Below are 19713 nucleotides of genomic sequence, written 5' to 3' on the forward strand. Positions count from 1 at the left end.
TCCATGGATGAATTCGCTGGGCTCGTCGCCGTCGTCACTGGCGGTGCGAGTGGCATCGGTGCGGCGACCGCCGCAGAACTCGCCCGCCGAGGGGCGACGGTCGCCGTGATCGATCGAGTGCTTCCTTCTGAGGTCGCACGTGTGCATGGCGAGGTCGCCGACATCACCGACGACGTTCAAGTTCGTGCCGCGATCGCGGCAATCGGCGAGAGGCTCGGCGGAATCGACATCCTCGTCAACAACGCCGGTATCGGCGCGGCCGGCGATGTCTCCGCCAACGACGATGCAGAGTGGCATCGTGTCTACGACGTGAACGTCGTGGGCCCGACGCGGGTGACCCGCGCGGCGTTGCCGTGGCTGAAACGGTCAGATGCAGCATCCGTCGTCAACACCGCATCGATCGTGGCGCTCGCCGGATTGCCCAACCGTGCGCTCTACAGCGCCACCAAGGGTGCCGTCGTCGCTCTGACCTATGCCATGGCGGCGGATCACCTCGCCGATGGCATCCGCGTCAACGCGGTCGCGCCGGGTACTGCCGACACCCCGTGGGTGCAGCGGCTGCTCTCCGAGGCCGATGACCCTGCGGCGATGGCCGAGAACCTCCGCCGTCGTCAGCCCCTCGGCCGCCTCGTCACGGCCGACGAGATCGCGTTCGCGATTGCGAACCTCGCCTCGCCGCGGGCGGCGGCGACAACGGGAACGGTGGCCGTCGTCGACGGCGGGCTCACCTCGCTGCGGGTCTGACCCACGACGACAAGCGGCCGGTCTGTGCATACGCACCGACCGGCCTCTTGTCACGCACTGGCGCGGGCTGATCGCTCAAGGGCCGTTGGACATCCTCGCGCCCACCAACCCCACCTTGTGGTAACGCTGAGGCTCAGCGCACCGTGCGGATCATGAAGATCGGGATGGCCCCGAGGATCGCCAACGCTGCGGCCAGAGGGAAGATCCCGTGGTAGCCCACGAATCCGATTGCCGCGGCCGCGAGGATCGGACCCAGCACCTGACCACCGGTGTTCGCGAGGTTCAGGATGCCGAGGTCCTTCGCCGCGGTGTCGGGGTTCGGCAGCACCTCGATGTTGAGGGCCTGGTCGACAGAATTGAACGCCCCCATGCCGATGCCGGCGATCGCGCCGTAGACCAGGAGAGCCCACGGCTCCGCCGCGAAGAACGGGAACATCGCGCCAACCGCGATGAGCACCGCCGCGGTGATCACCGGCAGACGCCTGCGCTTCAGCTTGTCGGAGACCGGGCCCGCGATCGCACCCATGCCGAATGCGGTCAGCATCAGCAGGAGCGAGACCAGCGAAAGGACCTGGGCCGTCTGATCTTCGGCGAGCAGCATGTAGTCGGTGAGGATGTAGAGCATGTAGCCCGAGATCGCGAACTTCGCCGCCACAATCGTGAGCTTGCCGAACAGCGCGAGGTAGTAGTCCCGCGAACCCGTGGTCGGCAGCGTGAAGTTCTCGCGTACGGCCGACCAGGTGAAGGCGCGCGGCGGCATGTCCAGGCTCGACTGCTCGCGCATGAGCACGACGCACAGCGGACCCGCGATCGCCAAGAGGCCTGCCAGCGCGAAGAACCCGGTCGTGACATCTCCCAGGAACTGAGCGCCGAGGATCTGACCGCCGTAGATGCCGCCCGAGAAGCCGAGCGAGTAGATCGACGAGATCGTTCCACGATGGCGGGGCGCCACCCGGTCGGCGATCACGGCAATGATCGGAGCGATGGCGGAGTTGAGGAACAGCTGCATCACCGCCCAGACGACCATCAGCATCGGCAGCGATCCGACGAACGGGATCACGGCCAGCATCACTGCCGTGCCGATCGAGCCGACGATCATCCACGGCGACCGACGACCCCAGCGTGAGCGGGTGCCGTCCGACAGCGCGCCGACGACGATGTTGGCCAGCGTCGCGACGACCATCGACACGGTCGAGATCACCGCGAGCGCGGTGGCCTTTCCCTCAGGGTCGATCTCGGCGACGCGGGCGGGAAGCAGCACGGCGTTGACGCCCATGTACGGACCGGTCACGAGGAGGATGCCCAGCGCGACGGCCACTCCCACGCGCAGCGGCGGCTTGGGCTGGTCGACGTCGGTCGTCGACCCCGACCACGGGACGACCCTGGCCGTCGTGGTGTCGACCACGGTCACAGGACCACCTCCGCGCGAACCGCAGCGCTGTCACCCCAGTACGCGGACGCTTCGACGACGATCGGGCCTTCGGCGACGACGATGGTGCGGGATGCCGCATCCCACCGTCCGAGCGGCGTGAGGTCGAGCGCGACCGGCACATCCTGGACCTGGTGCGTCGAGAGGTGGGTCACCGTGAAGCCCAGCAGCTCGCGCTCGCCGGCGCGTTCACCGTCGACGCGCGAGCCGTAGACCTGCACGACATGGTGCACGTCACGCGCGCCGGTGTTGCGGACGGTCACGGTCGCCGCCGCCCTGCCCGACGCGGCGTCTACGGCATCCACCGCAAGCGCCTCGGTGTCGACGGTCGTATACGACAAGCCGAATCCGAGGGGGAACAGTGCGTCGACACCGCGTCGCTGCAGGAGGCGCTGGCCGTACCAGCGGTCGTAGGTGAAGGTCTTCGCGTCCTTGTCGAACGCGGGCAGGTCCTCGTCCGAGGCCGGGATGGCATAGGGGAGGCGGCCTGACGGAGTACGGGCGCCCAGCAGCACGTCGGCGAGGGCGTTTCCGCCCTCCGTGCCGGCGTACCAGCCGATGACGACCGAGGGGACGAGATCGATCCACTCGTGCATGAGCACGGCTCCGGCGCCGACGATGACGACGACCGTGCGCGGATTGGCGGCCGCCACCGCGCGGATGGTCTCGACGTCCTCCGGGCGGAGGTGCAGTTGACGCCGATCGCCGCCCTTGCCCTCGGTGCCGACGACACTGCGGCCCGCGCCGAGGTTGCGGATGACCACCTCCTGGTCGGCGCGTTCCTGATCGTCGCGAGGCTCGGGGTAGAGGGCCGTCAGTTCCTCGCGTGTGGCGAGCGAGCCGTCGATGAACTCCCCTTCGTCTTCGGCCGTGTAACCGACCACGACGATCGCGGCGTCGGCCATCTGCGCAGCCTCTGCCGCGCCGGAGGCCCCCGCTGCGGCGTCGGCGGTGACCACATCGGCGTCGGGGAGGGCCGCGCGCAGCCCCTGCAGCGGGGTCACGACGTACGGGGTGAGCACGGACGAGGAACCGCGGTCGCCGGTGACCTCGACATCGGCGAGGCGTCCGACGACCGCGAGGGTGCGCAGACCCGCACCGTCGAACGGCAGGACGGGCGCGGCATCGTCCGCGATGGTGTCGTTCTTCAACAGGACCATGGCGCGGGTGGCCGCTTCGCGCGCGAGGGCGGTGTGCTCCGGGCAGGCGAGCGTGCCGTGCGGCTCCTCGGCCAGGCGCCGGGCGTAGTGGGTGAGTTGCATGCCGATGATCCGCACGCCGGAGCGTTCGACGTCGTCCCACGACGACTCGCCCGATTCGAGCGAAGATTCCAAGGTGGACGCGCGCTGCTGGCGGTAGGGCGCTTCGACATCCAAACCTGCCGAGAGAGAAGCTGCGGCATCCCGCAGCCCCCACACGAAGTCGGTGATGACGGCGCCCTCGAAACCCCAGTCATCGCGCAGCACCTGGGTCAGCAGATACGGGTTCTGCCCGTTCCACTCGCCGTTGGAGGCGTTGTAGCTGCTCATCACCGACGCGACGCCGGCCTCGACGACGTGCTTGAAGTGCGGCAGGTACACCTCGTGGAGGGTTGCTTCGTCGACCTTCACGTCAACCTCGAATCGGGCGTTCTCCATCGAGTTGAGTGCGAAATGCTTCATGCACGCCATCACGTTGCGCTGCGCGCCACGGGTGACGGCGGCGCCCATCGCGCCCAGCAGCAGCGGCTGGTCGGAGTACACCTCTTGGACGCGACCCCATGCGGGGTGCCGTGGCAGATTGATGCAGACACCGCCGAAGTAGTTGGCGCCATGCTCCCGAGCCTCGGTTCCGATCGCCACGCCTACGCGCTCCTCGAGTTCGACATCCCACGTCGCCCCACGCGCCATCGCGACCGGGAACGCCGTGGATCCCTCGCGAACGGCCCCTCGTGGGCCGTCGGAGAAGCGGATGCCCGGAAGGCCGACGCGCTCGATAGCTCCCATGACATACGGGGTGTCGCGGTGGTAGCCGCCCGTTGCGAGCGAACGCATCCCCGGCCAGAAGTCGACGTCCCCGTCGAGCAGCCACAAGCGCTCCGCGGGGGTGAGCTCGAGCCAGAGATCCGCAGCCGCTGCGAGCGGGTGTTCCCCCTCGCGCACCCGATCGACGGCCGCATCGAACGCGCGTGCGGCAGAAGTTTCGGCAGCAATGGTGCCGGGGAAGTCGAACTGAGTCATCGCATTACCTCTCAACGGTGAGATCTTCTACGTACTGAATGCTTGTTAAGTAGTAAGTAGATCAAATCATCGCAGGGAACGGCAAGCTAGAGTGGGGCGCGATCCGAGGAGCAGTGCATGACGACTCACGTATCGGCGCAGCCGAAGCCGCGCCGCGTGCGAATGGCGACATCCGCACGCCGGGAGCAGATCATCGCGGTGGCCACCACACTCATCGCGGATCGGGGATTCTGGGGTGTCACGCTCCGGGAGGTCGCCATCGCGTGCGGCATCTCCGAACCCGGCATCCTCCACCACGTCGGTTCGAAGGATGGGCTGCTGGTTGCCGTGCTCGAACACCGGGACCACTGCGATCGCAAAGCACTCGCTGGTCGCCTCGGCGTTGCTGTGTCTGACCTCGATGCCGACCCCGCACCCTTCGGGCTGCGGGAGATGTGCACGGCCGCCGTGGAGCGGAACGCGACTCAGCCCGAGATCGTGCGGCTCTATACCGTCCTGCAGGCGGAGTCCCTGTCGGAGACGCACCCTGCATTCAGCTACTTCGGCCGCAGGGAACAGCTTGCGCTCGACCTCTTCTCGCGGGCGGCGCGCACGTCAGGCGTACCTGCGGCCAAGATCTCCGCGGTCGCGCGCGAGACGCTCTCGGCGATGAACGGGCTGCAACTCGCCTGGCTGCGCTCCGACCAGGAGTTCGACTTCGTCGACGCGTGGGAGGCGTTCGCTGATCGCTTCCTCCCCGCAGACTGAGTCAGGAGATCGCGGAGTTCTGCGGGTCTCGGGATGCGGCAAGCAGGTCGGTCACCGTGACCAGTGGAACGCGGGGTGCCGCGCGCCGTTGCGCGCCTCCTTCTCTTCGATCCTCATCCACCCCTCGAGCGTCACGAGATCCGGATTTCGCCGCCGCACAAGGTCTGCGAGTTCTGATTGGTGCGCCCTCGGCGAGGGCAGGCGCGACGACGAATGATCCTCGAGAATCGCGGATATGGTTTCGCTCGCGTCGATCCGATTCGTGCCGATCACGCCAGAAGGTCCTCGTTTGATCCAGCCGGCACAGTAGACGCCGACGAGCCAACGACCCGGCGATCCGCGAAGCACCCGGCCGTCGCGCTGCGGGATGGTGCCGCTTGCACCGTCGAACGGGAGGCCCGCGATGGGAGTTCCACGGAAGCCGATGGCGCGGATGACCAGCGAAGCATCGATGTGCTCCGTTGAGCCGTCTGCCCGCGCGAACAGCACGCCGTCGACATGCTCGGATCCCGAAATTACCGTCGGTGTGAGTCCGAACCTCAGCGTGATTCTCGTGCCGAGGGGCTCGCGCTTCGTGGCGTCCGCGACGATCTGCGCCCTCCGGGCTCTGTCTGCCATCGTCCGGGAGCTGCGGTCTTCGCTGCGCCTGGAGTGGTCGGCGCCGACCTCGGCGGCATGAGCGAGGAGTGACACTCCATCGAGCTGTGCAATGGACGCGAGCTCGGCGGTGCCGTATGCGGCAGCGTCGGGGCCCCGGCGGCCGACAACGGATTTCTCTTCGAAGCGACGAGTACGGAGAGCGTCGAGTGCGTCGTCCGCCATGTCGGTGCCGTGGAATGCCTCCACGGGGCGAGCCAGTACACGGGCGACATCGAGCGCGACGTTCCCATCGCCGATCACAACGGCGCGTCTGCCCTGAAGGTCGAAGCGCCGGTCTGCGAAGTCGGGATGGCCGTTGCACCACGCCACGAACTCATGCGCGCCGTGCGAGCCGGGGAGATCCTCGCCCGGAACGCTGAGCCTGCGGTCCTGCGATGCGCCCGACGTCACGAGCACTGCGTTGTGCGTTTGCAGGAGCTCCGCGAGTGCAATGTGTTTTCCGACCTCGGTGTTGAACCAACAGTGGACGTTTCGGCGCCGGAGCAGTCGTGCGAATGTGTGTGCGATCCGCTTCGTCTGCGGATGATCGGGAGCCACTCCCGCACGCACGAGGCCGTACGGCGTCGGCAGTCGTTCGAACACGTTGACTTCCACGCCCGGTAGCGCGCTCAGCTCTTCGGTCGCATACAGGCCCGCGGGCCCGGCGCCGATGACGGCTACGCGAAGTCCACCGTGGCGCCGTGGGTTGCGTCGTGGAATGGGCGACGGTCTCGGGTCACGGATCGGGCGTTCGGTGAAGTACTCCGAGTTGACGCCCGTGTGGTGATCCGCCGCCGGCGCCGACTCGTGGACGATGGCGTCTACGGGGCATGCGTCCGCGCAGGCCCCGCAGTCGATGCATACGGTCGGGTCGATGTACAACTGCTCGGTGGTGCCGAAGTCATCGTCCCCCGGGCGCGGGCGAATGCACTGAACGGGGCAGACAGCGATGCACGAAGTGTCGGCGCAACACGATCCGCGGGGCGCACTCTCGACGCATCGCAGGTCGCCGGGATCCCCGGCACGGACGGACCTCTCACGGCTGAACTCGTCTACGTCGGATACGGGACTGCGCCGGAATACGACGGGCGCGACGTGAGGGGCAAGCTGGTCCTCGTCGACTGGCACGAGGAGAGCTACTTCTACATGCCTGGCCTGGAGGCGCAGCACCGAGGCGCTGTCGGAGTGGTTCTCACCAAGCAGATCAACCCGGACATCGTGGCAGATCCGGACCGTCTCGGGACAACCGACGGGCGGTGGCGTTTGGACGGCATCCCCCTGTGACGATCTCGGTCAACAGCGGTCAATGGATCAAGAGCATGCTCGACGGCGATGAGCCGATCATCGCGACGATGACAAGCGACGTCGATATCGACATGCACGACTTCGAGAACGTAGAGTCCGGCGGCGTCGCCTTCAACGTGGTGGCTGAGATCCCGGGTACCGACCCCGACGCGCAGGCGATGCTGATAGCTGCCCACTACGACGCCTTCTACCGCTCGGCGCTGGACAACACGGGTGCTGCGGCGCAACTCATGACAATCGCCAAGGCGATGATGCGCAGCGGTACCCGCTTCGAGCGGTCCGTCATCTTCCTCGCCTCATGCGGGGAGGAATACGGCTACGCCGATACCGAGTACTCCTACCTCGCCGGCGCGTGGTGGGCAGCGACGGTCACGCACGCGAGCACCGCCGCGGATCCGCACGAGCGCTGGACCGGGCCGGACGGCCGTCTGGGGCTCTTCCTCAATCTGGAGGAGTCTCCGCAGATCGGAGCGCCGCTCACCGCGGCGGCCACTCCTGATCTGATGCCGTGGATAGTCTCGCTGGGACAGGAATGGGACGGTGCGCTGCTGCCGAACGGGTTCGTCAAGCACGAGCCGTACTCGGTCTGGCAGGACGGCGCGACGTTCACCTTCGCCGGGATCTCGACGGTCGTCACGGTCGCCGAGCAGGAGGACTATCAAGCGAATCAGAATCACACGACCGCCGATGACGTCGCGCTGATCGACTACGCGTACCTCGACAACCTGGTGAAGTTCTACGGACGCGTCTTGGTCTCGGCTTCCACTGGTATCGCTCCACACGACCTCTCACCAGGCCGAGCAGCTGGTCTCCCTCGTGCGCGATCTGCCGCTGGCAGAGCTCGGAGCCGACCCTTCGATCGTGACGATGCTGACGGATGCCTCGGATCGCTATCGGGAAGCGACAGCGGCGTACGCGCGGCGAAAGGCCGACATCCCCCAGGAGCGCTGGTCCGAGGTGAATCGCCAATTGAGCGCGATCCAGTCGCACTGGCATCGGAACCTCTCCGGGATCGATGCGTATGACGAGCATGTGACCGTTTCGTTCGAGCAGACGGCACGGGACGTCGCTCACCTTCGCGCCGCGATTGCGCATCTCGGGAGCGGAGACGCCACAGCGGCGGCTGGCGAGCTGTCGGAAGTCGGGCGCGCCGGTCTCGACATGTACTTCAGTCCCGAAGTGCATCGCTACAGTGCTCAGCGCTATCTGCAGGACCACCCGACGATCGGCTGGGGTGGTCAGATCGTCCAGCCGTGGAGGCTCGATATCACCCCACAGATTCGACAGCTCGAGGATGGCGAGCTCGTCGCCGCCGCCGACGGGTTGCGAGAAATCGCGGACAAGGTGATCCGTGGGGTGGACCTTCCGGGTGCACGCACGGAGACTCTCCACATCGACGGCCTGGATGAGCGCCTCGCCGATGCGGAACGAACGCTTCGTGAGCTGACCGCGATGGTCGGCCTTCTTCGATAGGCGTACCGCTTCGGCAGTGGTGACCCCGCCGCCGAGCCGCGTGTCAGCGGGTGATTCGAACGCTCGTCGAGAGAGCGGCCAGGGAGTCTCCGCCGACCCAGATGTCGAGGGTCGTGGCATCCAGCACCCAGTCGCGGGGGACCGCGCTCCAGTGACGGAGCTCGCGCGGGCTGAGGATGAACGTCACTCTCCGGGTCTCGCCGGGACGGAGCGCGATCCGCTCGAACCCTTTGAGCTCGCGCACCGGGCGGGTGGAGGTGCCGTGGCGCTGGTGGATGTAGAGCTGCGCGACCTCGTCCGCCGCCATCGTGCCGGTGTTCGTGACATCGGCAGACACGGTGATCGTCTCGCCCACAGTGGCGACGGGCGGGTGCGCGCTCAGATTCTCGTAAGAGAACGACGCGTACGACAGCCCGTAGCCGAACGGATAGAGCGGCGTCGAGGGTTCGTTCGCGTAGCGCTTGTCCTGCTCGTCGGGTTGGAATGTCCGGTTGTGGGCATAGACCATCGGCACCTGGCCTACGTGACGCGGCCAGCTGAACGGCAAGCGGCCGGCGGGCGACACATCGCCGAGGAGCGCGGCGACGACGGCATCGCCGCCGCGGGAGCCGGGGTACCAGGCCTGCATGATCGCGGGCACATTGGCGTCGGGCCATCGCAGGTCGAGCGGTCGTCCCGTCATCGCGATCAGCACCACGGAGGTGCCGGTGCCGACGATCCGCTGAAGCTGCTCCAGCTGTCGGCCGGGCAGCTCGAGGGTGGATCGCGAAGCCTTCTCACCGATGTGGTTCTGGCGCTCACCGACGACGACGATCGCGACGTCCGCTGATGCGGCGAGTGCGACAGCCCGCTCGATCTCGTCGTCGTCCTCGTGGTCGTCAGACGTGGTCTCCACCGTCGGATCCATGCGATCGAACGGACTGGGATGCAGTCGGTTAGGGATGCCGGCGCCCGGGGCGTGCTCGATCTGCACGGCATCACCGAGCCGGACGCGCAGAGCTTCGAGGATCGACACCGTATCAGCGGTGACGTGATCGAACACCCACGGCCCCAGGGTGTCCCGCTTGCTCGCCGCGAGCTGGCCGATCACGGCGACTGATCCCAACTCGTCCGCCCGCAGGGGCAACGCGGCGCCGGAATTCTTCAGCAGTACGATGGACTGCTCCGCCACCCACCGGGCCGTCTCGGAGTCGTCCTCGCGACCACCTACCCCGGGGGCGCCATCCGGATCGACGTACGGGCTCTCGAAGAGGCCGAGGCGGAACTTCGCGGTGAGCACACGGCGCACAGCCTCGTCGACAGCGGCCTCGGTGAGTCGCCCATCAGCGATAGCCTGCGGGATGCGGGCGTACGCGGGGTCGAACATCGCCATCTCCATGTCGAGCCCGGCGTCGACGGCCCGCGCGGCGGCGTCTGTGAGGTCTGCGGCGAAGTGCTGGATCTCCATCGACCGCACGGCGTTCGCGTCCGACACGGTGAAGCCGTCGAACCCGAGCTCCCCGCGGAGCAGGTCGGTGAGCAGCCATCGATTGCCTGAGGCGGGGACGCCGTTGAGGTCCATGTACGCACTCATCACGTTCGCCGCGCCCGCCTCGATCGCGGCGCGGAAAGGTGGCAGGTACACGTTGTGCAGCTCCGAGTCCGACACTTCCGCGTCGTCGTAGTCGCGCCCTCCGCGCGATGCGCCGTAACCGGCGAAGTGCTTCGGCCCCGAGATCACATTCCGTGCGCCGAGGTCGCCCTGGAATCCGCGCACCTGGGCGGCGGCGATCGCTGCGCCGAGGACAGGATCCTCGCCGGGGCCCTCGACGATGCGCCCCCAGCGTGGATCGCGTGCGATGTCGATCATCGGCGCGAACGTCCAGTTGATTCCCACCGCGCGCGCCTCCGACGCCGCGATCGCCTGCGCTGCTTCCACCGCTGCTGGGTTCCACGTCGCCGCTTGAGCGATCGGCACGGGGAAGATCGTTCGCAGGCCGTGGACCACGTCGTAGCCGACGAGAAGCGGGATTCCGTGCGGTCCTTCTTCGACGGCGATCTGCTGCAGCTCATTGATGAGCGCGGGGTCTTTGACGAACAGCACCGCGCCGGCAGTGCCCTGACGGATGGCGGCGCGGACCATGAGCGGTTGCTGCAGGAATGCGCGGTGTTCTTCGGGCACGGAGGTGATGTCGAAGTCCGCCGGGATGTTCATCGCGACGCCCATGTAGAAGTACTGGGTGAGCTGCCCGGCCTTCTGCTCGAGGTTGAGGAGGCCTAGAAGGTCGGCGACCCGATCGGTGACCGGGAGGCTCGCATCCTGGTAGGGGTGGGCGTGGGTGAGGTTTGCGCCGTTCATTGCTTCTCGTCGTTCGGGTCAGAACCGCTCGTCGCCGCGCAGGCGATCGGGAACGGTGAACGTGCTCGTGATGGTCTGGTGCCGCCCGGAGGCGCTGCTGGCGACCACACCGTCGAGCACGTCGATGATGTGGCAGGACAGCTCGGCCGATGCCCGGTGTGGACGGTCTTCGTGAATCGCCGCCGCCATCTCGGCGGCACCGAGACCCCGCGACTCGTCACGGTAGCCGTGATGTACGGGCAGGGTCTCCTCGGCGGCGGTAGCGCCGGCGAGCTGCCGCGGATGCGTCAGGCCGCGCACGACCTTCACCTCGCCGCCGAACTCGTTCGGATTCGGGAGGAGGATCAGCCCTTCGGTGCCCTGGATGCACAGGTAGTGGTGCTCCGGGAACACGGCGTCGCCGTTGAACATCACCGTTCCGAGCACGCCGCTCTCCAAGCGCAGCACAGCCGACATGATGTTCTCGTTGCGGATCTCGTACTCGGTCGGCGCTGTGTCTCCGCGATCCAGGATGCTGTGTCGAAGCGGCCGATTCGTCTGCACGAAGCCCGACACCTCGGCGACCGGACCGAGAATCGAGAGGACCGCCGTCAGCGCATAGACGCCGAAGTCGTACCCCATCCCTGCGCCCGGGCGCAGGAGGAAAGGCAGGAACTCGTAGAGCAGGTCCAGTCCCCGGTTGAGCATGACCGTGAACCCGGTCGGCTGCCCGATCAGACCCTCAGCGATCGCTTCCGCCGCGGTCTGGACACCCGCGCCGAGAAAGGTGTCGGGGGCGCAGCCGAGGCGCAATCCCCGTGCCTCGGCCAGATCGGCCAGTCGCCGTGCGGACGTGTGATCAGCGGTGAGGGTCTTCTCCGAGAACACGTGCTTGCCGGCGTGCAGTGCACGTTCGATCACTTCGGCGTGCGCCTCGACCGGGGTAAGGTTCAGAATGAGGTCGATCGAACGATCATCCAGCATCTGCTCCAGGGTGTGCCCTGCGATGCCGAACTGCGCCGCCTTGGCGGCGATGCGGTCAGCGTCACGCGCACTGACGGCCACCAGCTCGAGGTTGCTGAACAGGCCCTGCGTGTTCCGCAGAAACGTGTCACTGATCATGCCGGTGCCGACGACACCCACCCGCATCGGTTCCATGCGTCGTTCCCTCCGTGTGCTCACCGACCGTGGTCGAGTGAGCTCGTGTATCGGGCTTCGGCCACCGCGACCGCCCCGTCGAGCACTTCGATACCCCACACGCGGCCGGTGAACCCGCCCGCGACCTCGGTCGAGAGGTAGCGTCCGTCGACGTCGCCGAGGCTCACGAACGAGCCGTCGGCCGTCTTCACCGCGAAGCCGACGCGGTCGGGCTCGGGGTGCGCGCCCCAGGGTTGCGGCGGCGGCCGGCGGAAGACGCGGATCTGCACCGTGACCCGTCCGGCGCCATCCAGCGGCAGGCTGTTGGCCGTCGACTCGATGGGGCCGGCCGACAACTGCAGCTCGGCGAGGTCGGGGGTGAGCTTCAGGCCGTACCAGTGCGCGTCGTCATGGCGCAGGATCGCCCGCGCCGACCCCGCGCTCACGTCAAGGTCGAGCTCGGCTTCCCACTCGATGTCGCGTGCTCGTGTCGCAAGGATCGACGGAGAGAGTCGGGATGCCTCATACTCGAGAACCGCACCGTCGGTGCCGGTGCGCGCGAAGTTCGATGGTGAAGCGCCGGGAGAGATCCAGCGCGGGTGAAATGCAGCATCCTCGAATCTGTCAATGAAGGTGTGGTCGACGACCGGTGCGTCGAACCGCGTTTCGTCGACGCGCGGCCAGCCGTCCACCCAGTCGATGCCCGCAAGGAAGGTCTCGCGGCCGTTGACATGGAACGCGGGGGTCATACCCCGCGGTCGCACGCCGAGGTACACCATCGCCCATGAGCCGTCGGGGCATTGCACGAAGTCGCCGTGGCCGGTGTTCTGCACCTCGTGGTCGGTGCTGCGGTGCGACATGATCGGGTTCGACGGCGTGCCCTCGAAAGGTCCGTCGATGTCGCGTGAGCGCGCCACCGAGATCACGTGCCCACGCTCGGTACCGCCCTCGGCGACGAGAAGATACCACCAGTCGCCGATGCGGTATCGGTGCGCTCCCTCGGTATGGGGGAGGCCCGTGCCGGCCCACAGCAGCCTCGGCTCCGACAGTGCTCGCCCGGTGGTGAGATCGACGGCGATCCCCGCCACGCCGTTGAGATCGGGGTGGAAGGACTTCCAGCTGAGGTGGGCGACACCATCCTCGTCCCACACCAGGTCGGGGTCGATTCCGACGGCGGCCGGGACGAACACCGGCTCGGACCACGGGCCTTCCGCCGACTCGGCGTGGACGATCAGCTGGCCGTCGAACGGCCGAGAGGTGTCGGTGGTCGCCAGCCAGAACCTGCCGCCGTGATGGCGCAGCGTCGGGGCGTAGATGCCGCTGTCCTTCGCGCCGACCGATGGCCGCAGCTGCGAGTCGCGATCCAGTGCGTTGCCGATCAGCTCCCAGTGGAGGAGGTTGGTGCTGCGATGGATGGGCACGCCGGGCGAGTACTCGAAGCTCGACGTCGCCAGGTAGTAGGTGTCGCCGACGCGGCAGATCGACGGGTCGGGATGGAATCCCGAGAGGATCGGCTCGGTCACGCCGTCACCGCCACGGTCGCGTCCGCCGGCGCCAGGCCCTCGGCGCTCGCCGCGATGCGCACCGATCCCTCACCGGTGGGTCGGAGGACGGCGAGCAAGCGACCCTCGAACGTCGTGTGCCGGGTCTGGCCATATGTCTCGACGTTGTCCGGGCGTGCGCTCCCGTAGCCGACGAGCTCGGCGGGGCCCGAGATCTCGATCGACACGGGACGGTCGACGGAGGTGACGAGCGTGCCCGCGGTGTCCGTCAGCTCGATCGGCACATAGATGAGCGATCCTGTCGCCAGGCGTGCCGCCTGGCTCTCGGGCGTCACCGTCAGCGACGGCTCTCCCACGGCCGGGTGCAGCGTAAACCGACCCGCCTCGACGCCGTCGCGGTAGCTCACCGCCGTCAGGTCGGACGCCGCATACGCAACGTCGAACCTCGCGAGGTAGCCCGCGTCGACCCCCGCCTGCTGACGGCCGAGCGATGTGTCGCCCAGGAGCAGCTCGACCTCGTCGCCGTCGGCGTACACTTCGACAGTCATCGGAGAGCCGGGCTCGAGGTCCCACGCCCAGGATCCGACGGTGTCGCTCCACGACCAGGTGCCGGTGAGCTGGCGGAGGTGACGGTTCTGCGGGCGACGCACGGCGATGTACGGCTCGGCGCGAAGTCCGAACACGATCTCGCGGAAGAACGAAGCGGGGCGGCGGAAGCCGGTGATGTCGAGGTCGCCGGTCCACGCCGTCAGCCACGGGTACTCGGCCTCGAGGGCGAGATCCTCGCCCTCCCATCGCGGGCGACCGATCCCCACCTCGCCGAGGTAGTCCCAGCCCACCCACGTGAAATCGCCCAGAACGTGGGAGTGCTCGAGCACGAGCGGCCAGTTCGTCGCAATACGGCCCGGATAGGTCTCGCTGCCGACGATGATGCGGTTCGGGAAAAGGTCGGCATCCAACGCATAGCGCGCGTCCCCGTAGTTCAGGCCGGCGACATCGAGCGTCGCGAATGCCTCCTCGGTGCGGCGGGTGACGAGGTCCGAGCGGTTCAGCTGGTTCATTCCGTCGGCCGACGAGGCCATGACATCGTTGACGCCACCGGAGGGAGCGCTGTCCTCGCCACCGCCCATGACGCCCATCGCCATCATCTTGAGGACGTCGTCGAGCACCGAGACGAATCCGTTGACACCGTTGGTCGTGTAGCGGTGCGGGTCGAGTGCGCGGATCCTGTCGACCATCGCGCGGCTGATCCCGGCACCGTGGCGGTTGCCGGTCTCGGGGATCTCGTTGCCGATGGAATAGAGGATCACACTCGGATGGTTGCGGTCACGGCGCACCATCGCGTCGATGTCCTTCACCCATGATTCGGCGAAGCTGATCGTGCTGTCGAACGAGGACTTCTGCACAGTCCAGACGTCGTACACCTCGTCCATGACGAGCATGCCGACTTCATCACACGCGTCCAGCATCGCGGTGCTCATGATGTTGTGGGCGCTGCGGATCGCGTTGAACCCGGCTTCTTTGAGCTTGCGGATCTTGCGCAGCTCGGCATCGGCGTACACGGCCGTGCCGAGCACGCCGTTGTCGTGGTGGATGCACGCGCCTCGCAGTTTGACGCTCTCGCCGTTGATGCTCAGACCCCGCTTCGGGTCGAGCTGAAGCGCGCGGATGCCGAGGCTCACGCGCTCTTCGTCGAACGCGACCGCGTCGCCCTCGCGCAGTTCGATCGCGGCCGCGTACAGATACGGGTCGTCGACGCTCCAGAGGTTCGGGACGGCGACGTAGGCGCGCAGGCGGACGATAGCCTCACCGCCGGCCGGAATCGTGATCGGGGCATCGTCACTCGCGACGACCCCACCTGAGGCATCCCGGATCGTCAGCCGGGCGCGCACGGTGCGGGTCTCGTTGGTGCGGTTGGCGACGGGGGCAACCGCCTCGACGACGGCGCGCTCGGCGTCGATGTCCGGAGTTGTGACGTGGATCGCGCCCGGGACGATGTGCAGCAGTTCGCGCACGTCGAGCACGACGTCGCGGTAGATGCCGGCGCCGGCATACCATCGCGAGTCGTCGTGAGTGCGCGCTTCCACGCGAATCGAGTTGGACTGTCCGTAGACCAGGAATGGGGATGCCAGGACATCGAACGGTGCGTATCCGTTCGCCTGGTGCGCGGCGAAGCCGTCGTTGATGAACACCATCGCGTCGCGGTAGACGCCGTCGAAGCGCAACCACACCGACTTCGATCGCCATTCCTCGGGAACATCGAACGTCTTGTTGTATGCGTACCCTCCGCTGGGGAAGAACGCGCCCTTGCCGGGGTTGTCGGCGGAGCGGGGCTCAGAGATGAGAGCATCGTGCGGAAGTGTGATCTGCTTCGGCTTCGTGGTCTGCGTGAGCCGAGCGAACGGGCTCACCTGTGGGCCGACAGTCCAGTCGTGGTTGAAGTCGTACGAGGTCACGCGTTCTCCTTGGTGTGTGCGACCGAGGTCGCAGGCTCTGAGGTCGGGCTGGGGATCCGGAGGTGATGCCGCAGCGGAACGATGGTGATGAGGCTCAGCAGAACCAGGCCCGCCGCCGTGAAGTACATGGCGGCGTAGTCGCGGCCGAACACAGCAAGCACGCCCGCTGCCACGAACGGGCCGATTGCCTGCGGCAGCTGATTGGACAGCCCGAGGACGGCGAGGTAGCGGCCGTTGCGGCGCTCGCCGGGGATGACGTCGAACTGCAGGGCCTGGCCGACCGCGCTGTAGACGCCGATGGCGAACGAGTTGATGCCGTTGCCGACGAGATACTGCGGAACGCTGGACGCGGTGGCGATGACGACGAGCCCGAGGGCGAGCAGAACCGTGCTCGCGACGATGAAAGGCAGTCGGGACGAGCTCCGATCGGAGAGGGTGCCGCACGTCACGCCGCCGAGCGTCGAGACGGCGACGCCGATGACCCCGCCGAGTGACATCGTCGCGGCGATCTGCGCAGAGTCGAGCGCGATGTTCGTCGACAGGAAGTAGACCGAGTACAGCGTCATGAACGCCACGCCGAGGAAGAAGATCGCGCGATTCCACCAGACCCACGCGAATCGCGGGCTCCGTCGTGGGTGCACCCAGTAGCCCTCGAGCATCTCGACCACGCGAAGCGGGGTCGTCGAGGGCTCAACCGGCGGGTCGTGCATCACCAGAATGAGGACACCGCCGCCCAGGAGCGCCGCGATGCTCGGAATCGCGAACATGAGCGGGGGAGTCGTGGCGACCGCGCCCGCCAGGAGGACGCCGACGACCGGGCCGAGATAGATGACGGCGGTGCTGACGCCCAGCACTTTGCCTCGCTGGCGCTGCGGGAGCCGATCGCTGAGGTAGACCATCACCATGCTGTTGGCGGCGCCGTAGCCGATGGCGGCGATGCACCACCCGAGGACGAGTGCGACCGGCGACGGGATGCCGATCATGATGATGCTTCCGATGGATCCGGCGACCAGACCGGAGACGAGCCATGTCCGGCGGGGGCCGAGGCGCACAGTCGTTCGATCGCTGAGTGCGCCGATGAGCGGCCCGACGAGCAGCGACGCGACGCTCGACCCTCCGATCGCGGCGGCCAGGAGAGCATCGCGCGACGCCGACGCGGTGTCTTGCAGCCAGATGGCGAGCGAGTACGTGGTCGGCGTGATGAGGGCGACGGAGATCGTGAGCTGTGCGAGCAGCACCGCGAGGACCTGCAGGACCGGCATGCGCTCGCGGGTGGAGCGTGTCGACATGCCCTCCGCCACAGGTGCCGCGGGCACGCTCGGAGTCATCTGCATCGCATCTGGTTCCATCGCCGCCTCCGCGCGTCGTTCGTCCGCCGTTCGACAAACAGTACAGCGGTCTGTTTCTTCGAGCAAGCGGATGTCGCGATCTCGGCTGGTGGGTTCAGGCGGTGGGGTCCGGAGTCGGCTTCAGCCCGAGCTGCGCGAGGAAGTACTGCACCTCATCGACCATGTCGATCGACTCCGGGTCATACAGCCATTGGAGCTGGATGCCGTCGAGGAGCGCGACGAGCGCGGTCGCTGCGCGGGCCGGATCGACGGACTCCGGAAGTCGACCGTCCGCGCGGAACCCCTCGAGCACCTCCTGTGAGCGACGGCGAGCCCGCTCATACCGGTCGCGGAAGAAGGCGTGGGCCGAGTGCTCGGGGTCGCTCGCTTCAGCCGAGAAGCGGGTGTAGAGCTGCACGAGTCCTGGTACTGACGCGCTGATCCGGGGGAGATCGGCCAGTTGCGGCGCGCTGCCCTCGGTGACGCCGCTCTGCATCTGAGCCTCGTCTGATTGATCTCGTCGGCGGAGGATCTCGGCGAAGAGTTCCTCTTTCGAGCCGAAGTGATGCAGGAGGCCCGTCTTGCTGAGGCCGGCCGCCTCCGCAAGCTCACGTATGGTCGCGCGGTTGTAGCCCTTTTCGGCGACGACTCTCAGTGCAACGGTCAGGATCTCTTCGGTCTTCGCGATGCCCTTGGGGTATTTGGTCACGACCATCAGCGCATCGTAGCGCCAAGATCACGCTTGACAAGAAAACAGACCGGTGTACTGTTTGTGTGAATCGCCGCCGACTCACCGGTCAGGGGCTCCGTCGAGCAAAGGAATCCATGCCCAGCCTGCCTGTCATCCCGTCCCCCGCCGTCGTCGTCCTCGGGGAGGGTGCGCTGCGCATCTCAGACCTGACGACGATCACCGTGAGTGACGAGCGCGCGCTGACGCTCGCGACACGATTCCGGGAAGATCTCGCACGCTGGGGTGGCCCCATGCTCGGCGATGTCTCGGTGACGCGTGAGCGCGTGGGCGCCTCCGTGCGTTTCGTGCTGACGAGCACCGACACCGACCCCCGGTGGCCCGGGACCCCCGGTGTCGATGACGCGCACACCGTGGTGGTCGATGAACAGGGCGTCGTGGTCGAGTCGGCGCATCTCTCGGGGCTCGTCCGAGGTGCGGCGTCCGTCATCCAGCTTCTCGCGCGAAGCGAGGGCGACCTCGGGCTCGTGCGTTTCGAGGATCGCGCTCGCTGGAGCTGGCGCGGACTCTCCGTCGACGTCGTGCGGTGGTTCGTGCCCTATGAGCAGCTCAAGCGCATCGTGGACCTGCTGGCGCTCTACAAGTTCAACGTGCTGCATCTGCACCTGAGCGACAACGAGGGCTGGCGGCTCGAGATCCCGGGCTGGCCGATGCTCACCACCGGCGAGGGCGACACACGCGAGTACCTCACGCTCGACGAGTACGACGACCTCGTGGCGTACGCCGCCGATCGTTTCATCACGGTGGTTCCTGAGATCGACATGCCCGGCCATGTCGCTGCCGCGCTGCGCGCCTATCCCGAGCTCAACCCGATCGATGCCGCGGGGCTGGAAGGGCCGTTCCCCATCGCCAACCTTTCTCCGGACTCTGACGCCGCGTGGCGATTCCTCGACGACGTCTTGCGCACACTCGCTGCCCACACGCCCGGTCCTTTCATCCATGTCGGTGGTGACGAGGCGTTCGGAATGGACGCCGATGCTCACGCCGCCTTCGTCAATCGCGCCATCGCGACGGTGAAGCAGCTGGGGAAGCAGTCGATCGGCTGGCAGGAGACGAGCCGGGCCGACGTCGGTCCAGACCACATCGCGCAATACTGGGTCGACTTCAAGGTCGAGGGCGACAAGGCCCCCGAGTCGGGATCGAAGTCGCTCGACGACGTGTCGGAGTCGAGCATGGCGGCGCTGGCCGCCCACTTCGCCGAGGCGATGCTCGACGGCGAGCGGATCAACAGCAAGGGCTCTCGCCTGCTGGTGTCGCCATTGTCCCGGGCATATCTCGATCGACCCCACGGAGAGCGCTCCTGGAGCGACGCCCAGGAGGCCCTGCGGGCGCGCCTCGGGTTGCAGTACTACCCGGGGACCGCCGTGCGTGACTACCTCGAGTGGAATCCGGCCGAGATCCTCCCGGCGATCGACGAGAGCCGGATCGTCGGCGTCGAGACTGCGATCTGGTGTGAGAGCGTCAAGGACCTCGCCGACCTCGAGGCGCTCTTGCTGCCGCGTCTTCCTGCGATCGCCGAGGTGGGTTGGTCGGCGAAGCCGACGTCGTGGGATGAGTATCGTGAACGCCTCGCGCAGCACGCCCCGCTGTGGACCGCCCAGGACTGGCGCTGGTTCGAAGTCGAAACCGTCGACTGGATACGGCGGTGACCTTCGCCGGAAGGATCCCG

At 67.3% G+C, this 19713-nt stretch carries 15 protein-coding genes; 6 read left to right on the plus strand and 9 right to left on the minus strand.

The genetic code is table 11. The annotated features are described in order from the left end of the window. Window positions 1-3: 3 nt before the first annotated feature. A complete protein-coding gene (locus JOD63_RS01665; protein ID WP_045277175.1) occupies window positions 4-744 on the plus strand; it encodes an SDR family NAD(P)-dependent oxidoreductase in 741 nt (246 codons plus the stop codon). Between the two features lie 133 nt (window positions 745-877). Here the strand turns inward: JOD63_RS01665 and JOD63_RS01670 are convergent, their stop codons facing one another. Together JOD63_RS01670 and JOD63_RS01675 are read right to left on the minus strand one after the other, a co-directional pair. Then, window positions 878-2155, minus strand: a complete 1278-nt coding sequence (locus JOD63_RS01670; protein WP_211088025.1) for an MFS transporter — start codon at window positions 2153-2155, stop codon at window positions 878-880. Beyond that, on the minus strand, window positions 2152-4392 hold the full coding sequence (locus JOD63_RS01675; protein WP_045277176.1) for a glycoside hydrolase family 3 protein: 2241 nt from the start codon (window positions 4390-4392) through the stop codon (window positions 2152-2154). The genes JOD63_RS01670 and JOD63_RS01675 overlap by 4 nt, the downstream gene beginning before the upstream one ends. A 117-nt stretch (window positions 4393-4509) precedes the next feature. On the opposite strand from JOD63_RS01675, the gene JOD63_RS01680 reads away from it, so the two are divergent. Beyond that, on the plus strand, window positions 4510-5139 hold the full coding sequence (locus JOD63_RS01680) for a TetR/AcrR family transcriptional regulator (protein ID WP_045277177.1): 630 nt from the start codon (window positions 4510-4512) through the stop codon (window positions 5137-5139). A gap of 51 nt (window positions 5140-5190) precedes the next feature. On the opposite strand, the gene JOD63_RS01685 is transcribed toward JOD63_RS01680, so the two are convergent. Further along, window positions 5191-6705, minus strand: coding sequence for an FAD-dependent oxidoreductase (locus JOD63_RS01685; RefSeq protein WP_407665031.1), 1515 nt, complete (start codon window positions 6703-6705; stop codon window positions 5191-5193). Here JOD63_RS01685 and JOD63_RS17650 point away from each other — a divergent pair. From JOD63_RS17650 to JOD63_RS01695, 3 genes are read left to right on the plus strand one after another with little or no spacing between them, the layout of a single operon-like run. Beyond that, window positions 6586-7062: a PA domain-containing protein gene (locus JOD63_RS17650; RefSeq protein ID WP_245618068.1), complete on the plus strand. Its 477-nt coding sequence runs from the start codon at window positions 6586-6588 to the stop codon at window positions 7060-7062. The genes JOD63_RS01685 and JOD63_RS17650 overlap by 120 nt on opposite strands. After that, window positions 7059-8108, plus strand: a complete 1050-nt coding sequence (locus JOD63_RS01690) for a M28 family metallopeptidase (RefSeq protein WP_045277179.1) — start codon at window positions 7059-7061, stop codon at window positions 8106-8108. Before JOD63_RS17650 ends, JOD63_RS01690 begins: the two co-directional genes overlap by 4 nt. A gap of 7 nt (window positions 8109-8115) precedes the next feature. Next, on the plus strand, window positions 8116-8556 hold the full coding sequence (locus JOD63_RS01695; protein ID WP_045277180.1) for a hypothetical protein: 441 nt from the start codon (window positions 8116-8118) through the stop codon (window positions 8554-8556). Window positions 8557-8599: 43 nt separating this feature from the next. Here the strand turns inward: JOD63_RS01695 and JOD63_RS01700 are convergent, their stop codons facing one another. The 6 genes from JOD63_RS01700 to JOD63_RS01725 all read right to left on the minus strand — a co-directional run bounded on the left by JOD63_RS01700 (window position 8600) and on the right by JOD63_RS01725 (window position 18011). Next, a complete protein-coding gene (locus tag JOD63_RS01700) occupies window positions 8600-10894 on the minus strand; it encodes a glycoside hydrolase family 3 N-terminal domain-containing protein (RefSeq protein ID WP_045277181.1) in 2295 nt (764 codons plus the stop codon). An 18-nt stretch (window positions 10895-10912) separates the two neighbouring features. Continuing rightward, window positions 10913-12016, minus strand: a complete 1104-nt coding sequence (locus JOD63_RS01705; protein ID WP_169748426.1) for a Gfo/Idh/MocA family protein — start codon at window positions 12014-12016, stop codon at window positions 10913-10915. Between the two features lie 35 nt (window positions 12017-12051). Continuing rightward, a complete protein-coding gene (locus tag JOD63_RS01710) occupies window positions 12052-13533 on the minus strand; it encodes a glycoside hydrolase family 43 protein (RefSeq protein WP_045277183.1) in 1482 nt (493 codons plus the stop codon). Then, a complete protein-coding gene (locus tag JOD63_RS18150; RefSeq protein ID WP_045277184.1) occupies window positions 13530-15968 on the minus strand; it encodes a glycoside hydrolase family 2 protein in 2439 nt (812 codons plus the stop codon). Before JOD63_RS18150 ends, JOD63_RS01710 begins: the two co-directional genes overlap by 4 nt. Next, window positions 15965-17257: an MFS transporter gene (locus JOD63_RS01720; RefSeq protein WP_211088026.1), complete on the minus strand. Its 1293-nt coding sequence runs from the start codon at window positions 17255-17257 to the stop codon at window positions 15965-15967. The genes JOD63_RS18150 and JOD63_RS01720 overlap by 4 nt, the downstream gene beginning before the upstream one ends. Before the next feature lie 154 nt (window positions 17258-17411). Continuing rightward, the gene (locus JOD63_RS01725) at window positions 17412-18011 is read right to left on the minus strand and encodes a TetR/AcrR family transcriptional regulator (protein WP_052682633.1); all 600 of its coding nucleotides are present in this window, start codon (window positions 18009-18011) and stop codon (window positions 17412-17414) included. 110 nt (window positions 18012-18121) lie between these two features. Between JOD63_RS01725 and JOD63_RS01730 the strand changes: the two genes are divergently transcribed. Continuing rightward, a complete protein-coding gene (locus tag JOD63_RS01730) occupies window positions 18122-19693 on the plus strand; it encodes a family 20 glycosylhydrolase (protein ID WP_052682634.1) in 1572 nt (523 codons plus the stop codon). Window positions 19694-19713: the final 20 nt, after the last annotated feature.

Origin of the sequence: Microbacterium terrae (assembly GCF_017831975.1) — a bacterium.
Lineage (GTDB): Bacteria > Actinomycetota > Actinomycetes > Actinomycetales > Microbacteriaceae > Microbacterium > Microbacterium terrae.

Bases quoted from the DNA above. Each gene is read 5' to 3' on its own strand.
- JOD63_RS01665 (WP_045277175.1), top strand. From the start codon at position 4: ATGGATGAATTCGCTGGGCTCGTCGCCGTCGTCACTGGCGGTGCGAGT.
- JOD63_RS01675 (WP_045277176.1), bottom strand. From the start codon at position 4,392: ATGACTCAGTTCGACTTCCCCGGCACCATTGCTGCCGAAACTTCTGCC.
- JOD63_RS01680 (WP_045277177.1), top strand. From the start codon at position 4,510: ATGACGACTCACGTATCGGCGCAGCCGAAGCCGCGCCGCGTGCGAATG.
- JOD63_RS01700 (WP_045277181.1), bottom strand. From the start codon at position 10,894: ATGAACGGCGCAAACCTCACCCACGCCCACCCCTACCAGGATGCGAGC.
- JOD63_RS01720 (WP_211088026.1), bottom strand. From the start codon at position 17,257: ATGTCGACACGCTCCACCCGCGAGCGCATGCCGGTCCTGCAGGTCCTC.
- JOD63_RS01725 (WP_052682633.1), bottom strand. From the start codon at position 18,011: ATGGTCGTGACCAAATACCCCAAGGGCATCGCGAAGACCGAAGAGATC.
- JOD63_RS01730 (WP_052682634.1), top strand. From the start codon at position 18,122: ATGCCCAGCCTGCCTGTCATCCCGTCCCCCGCCGTCGTCGTCCTCGGG.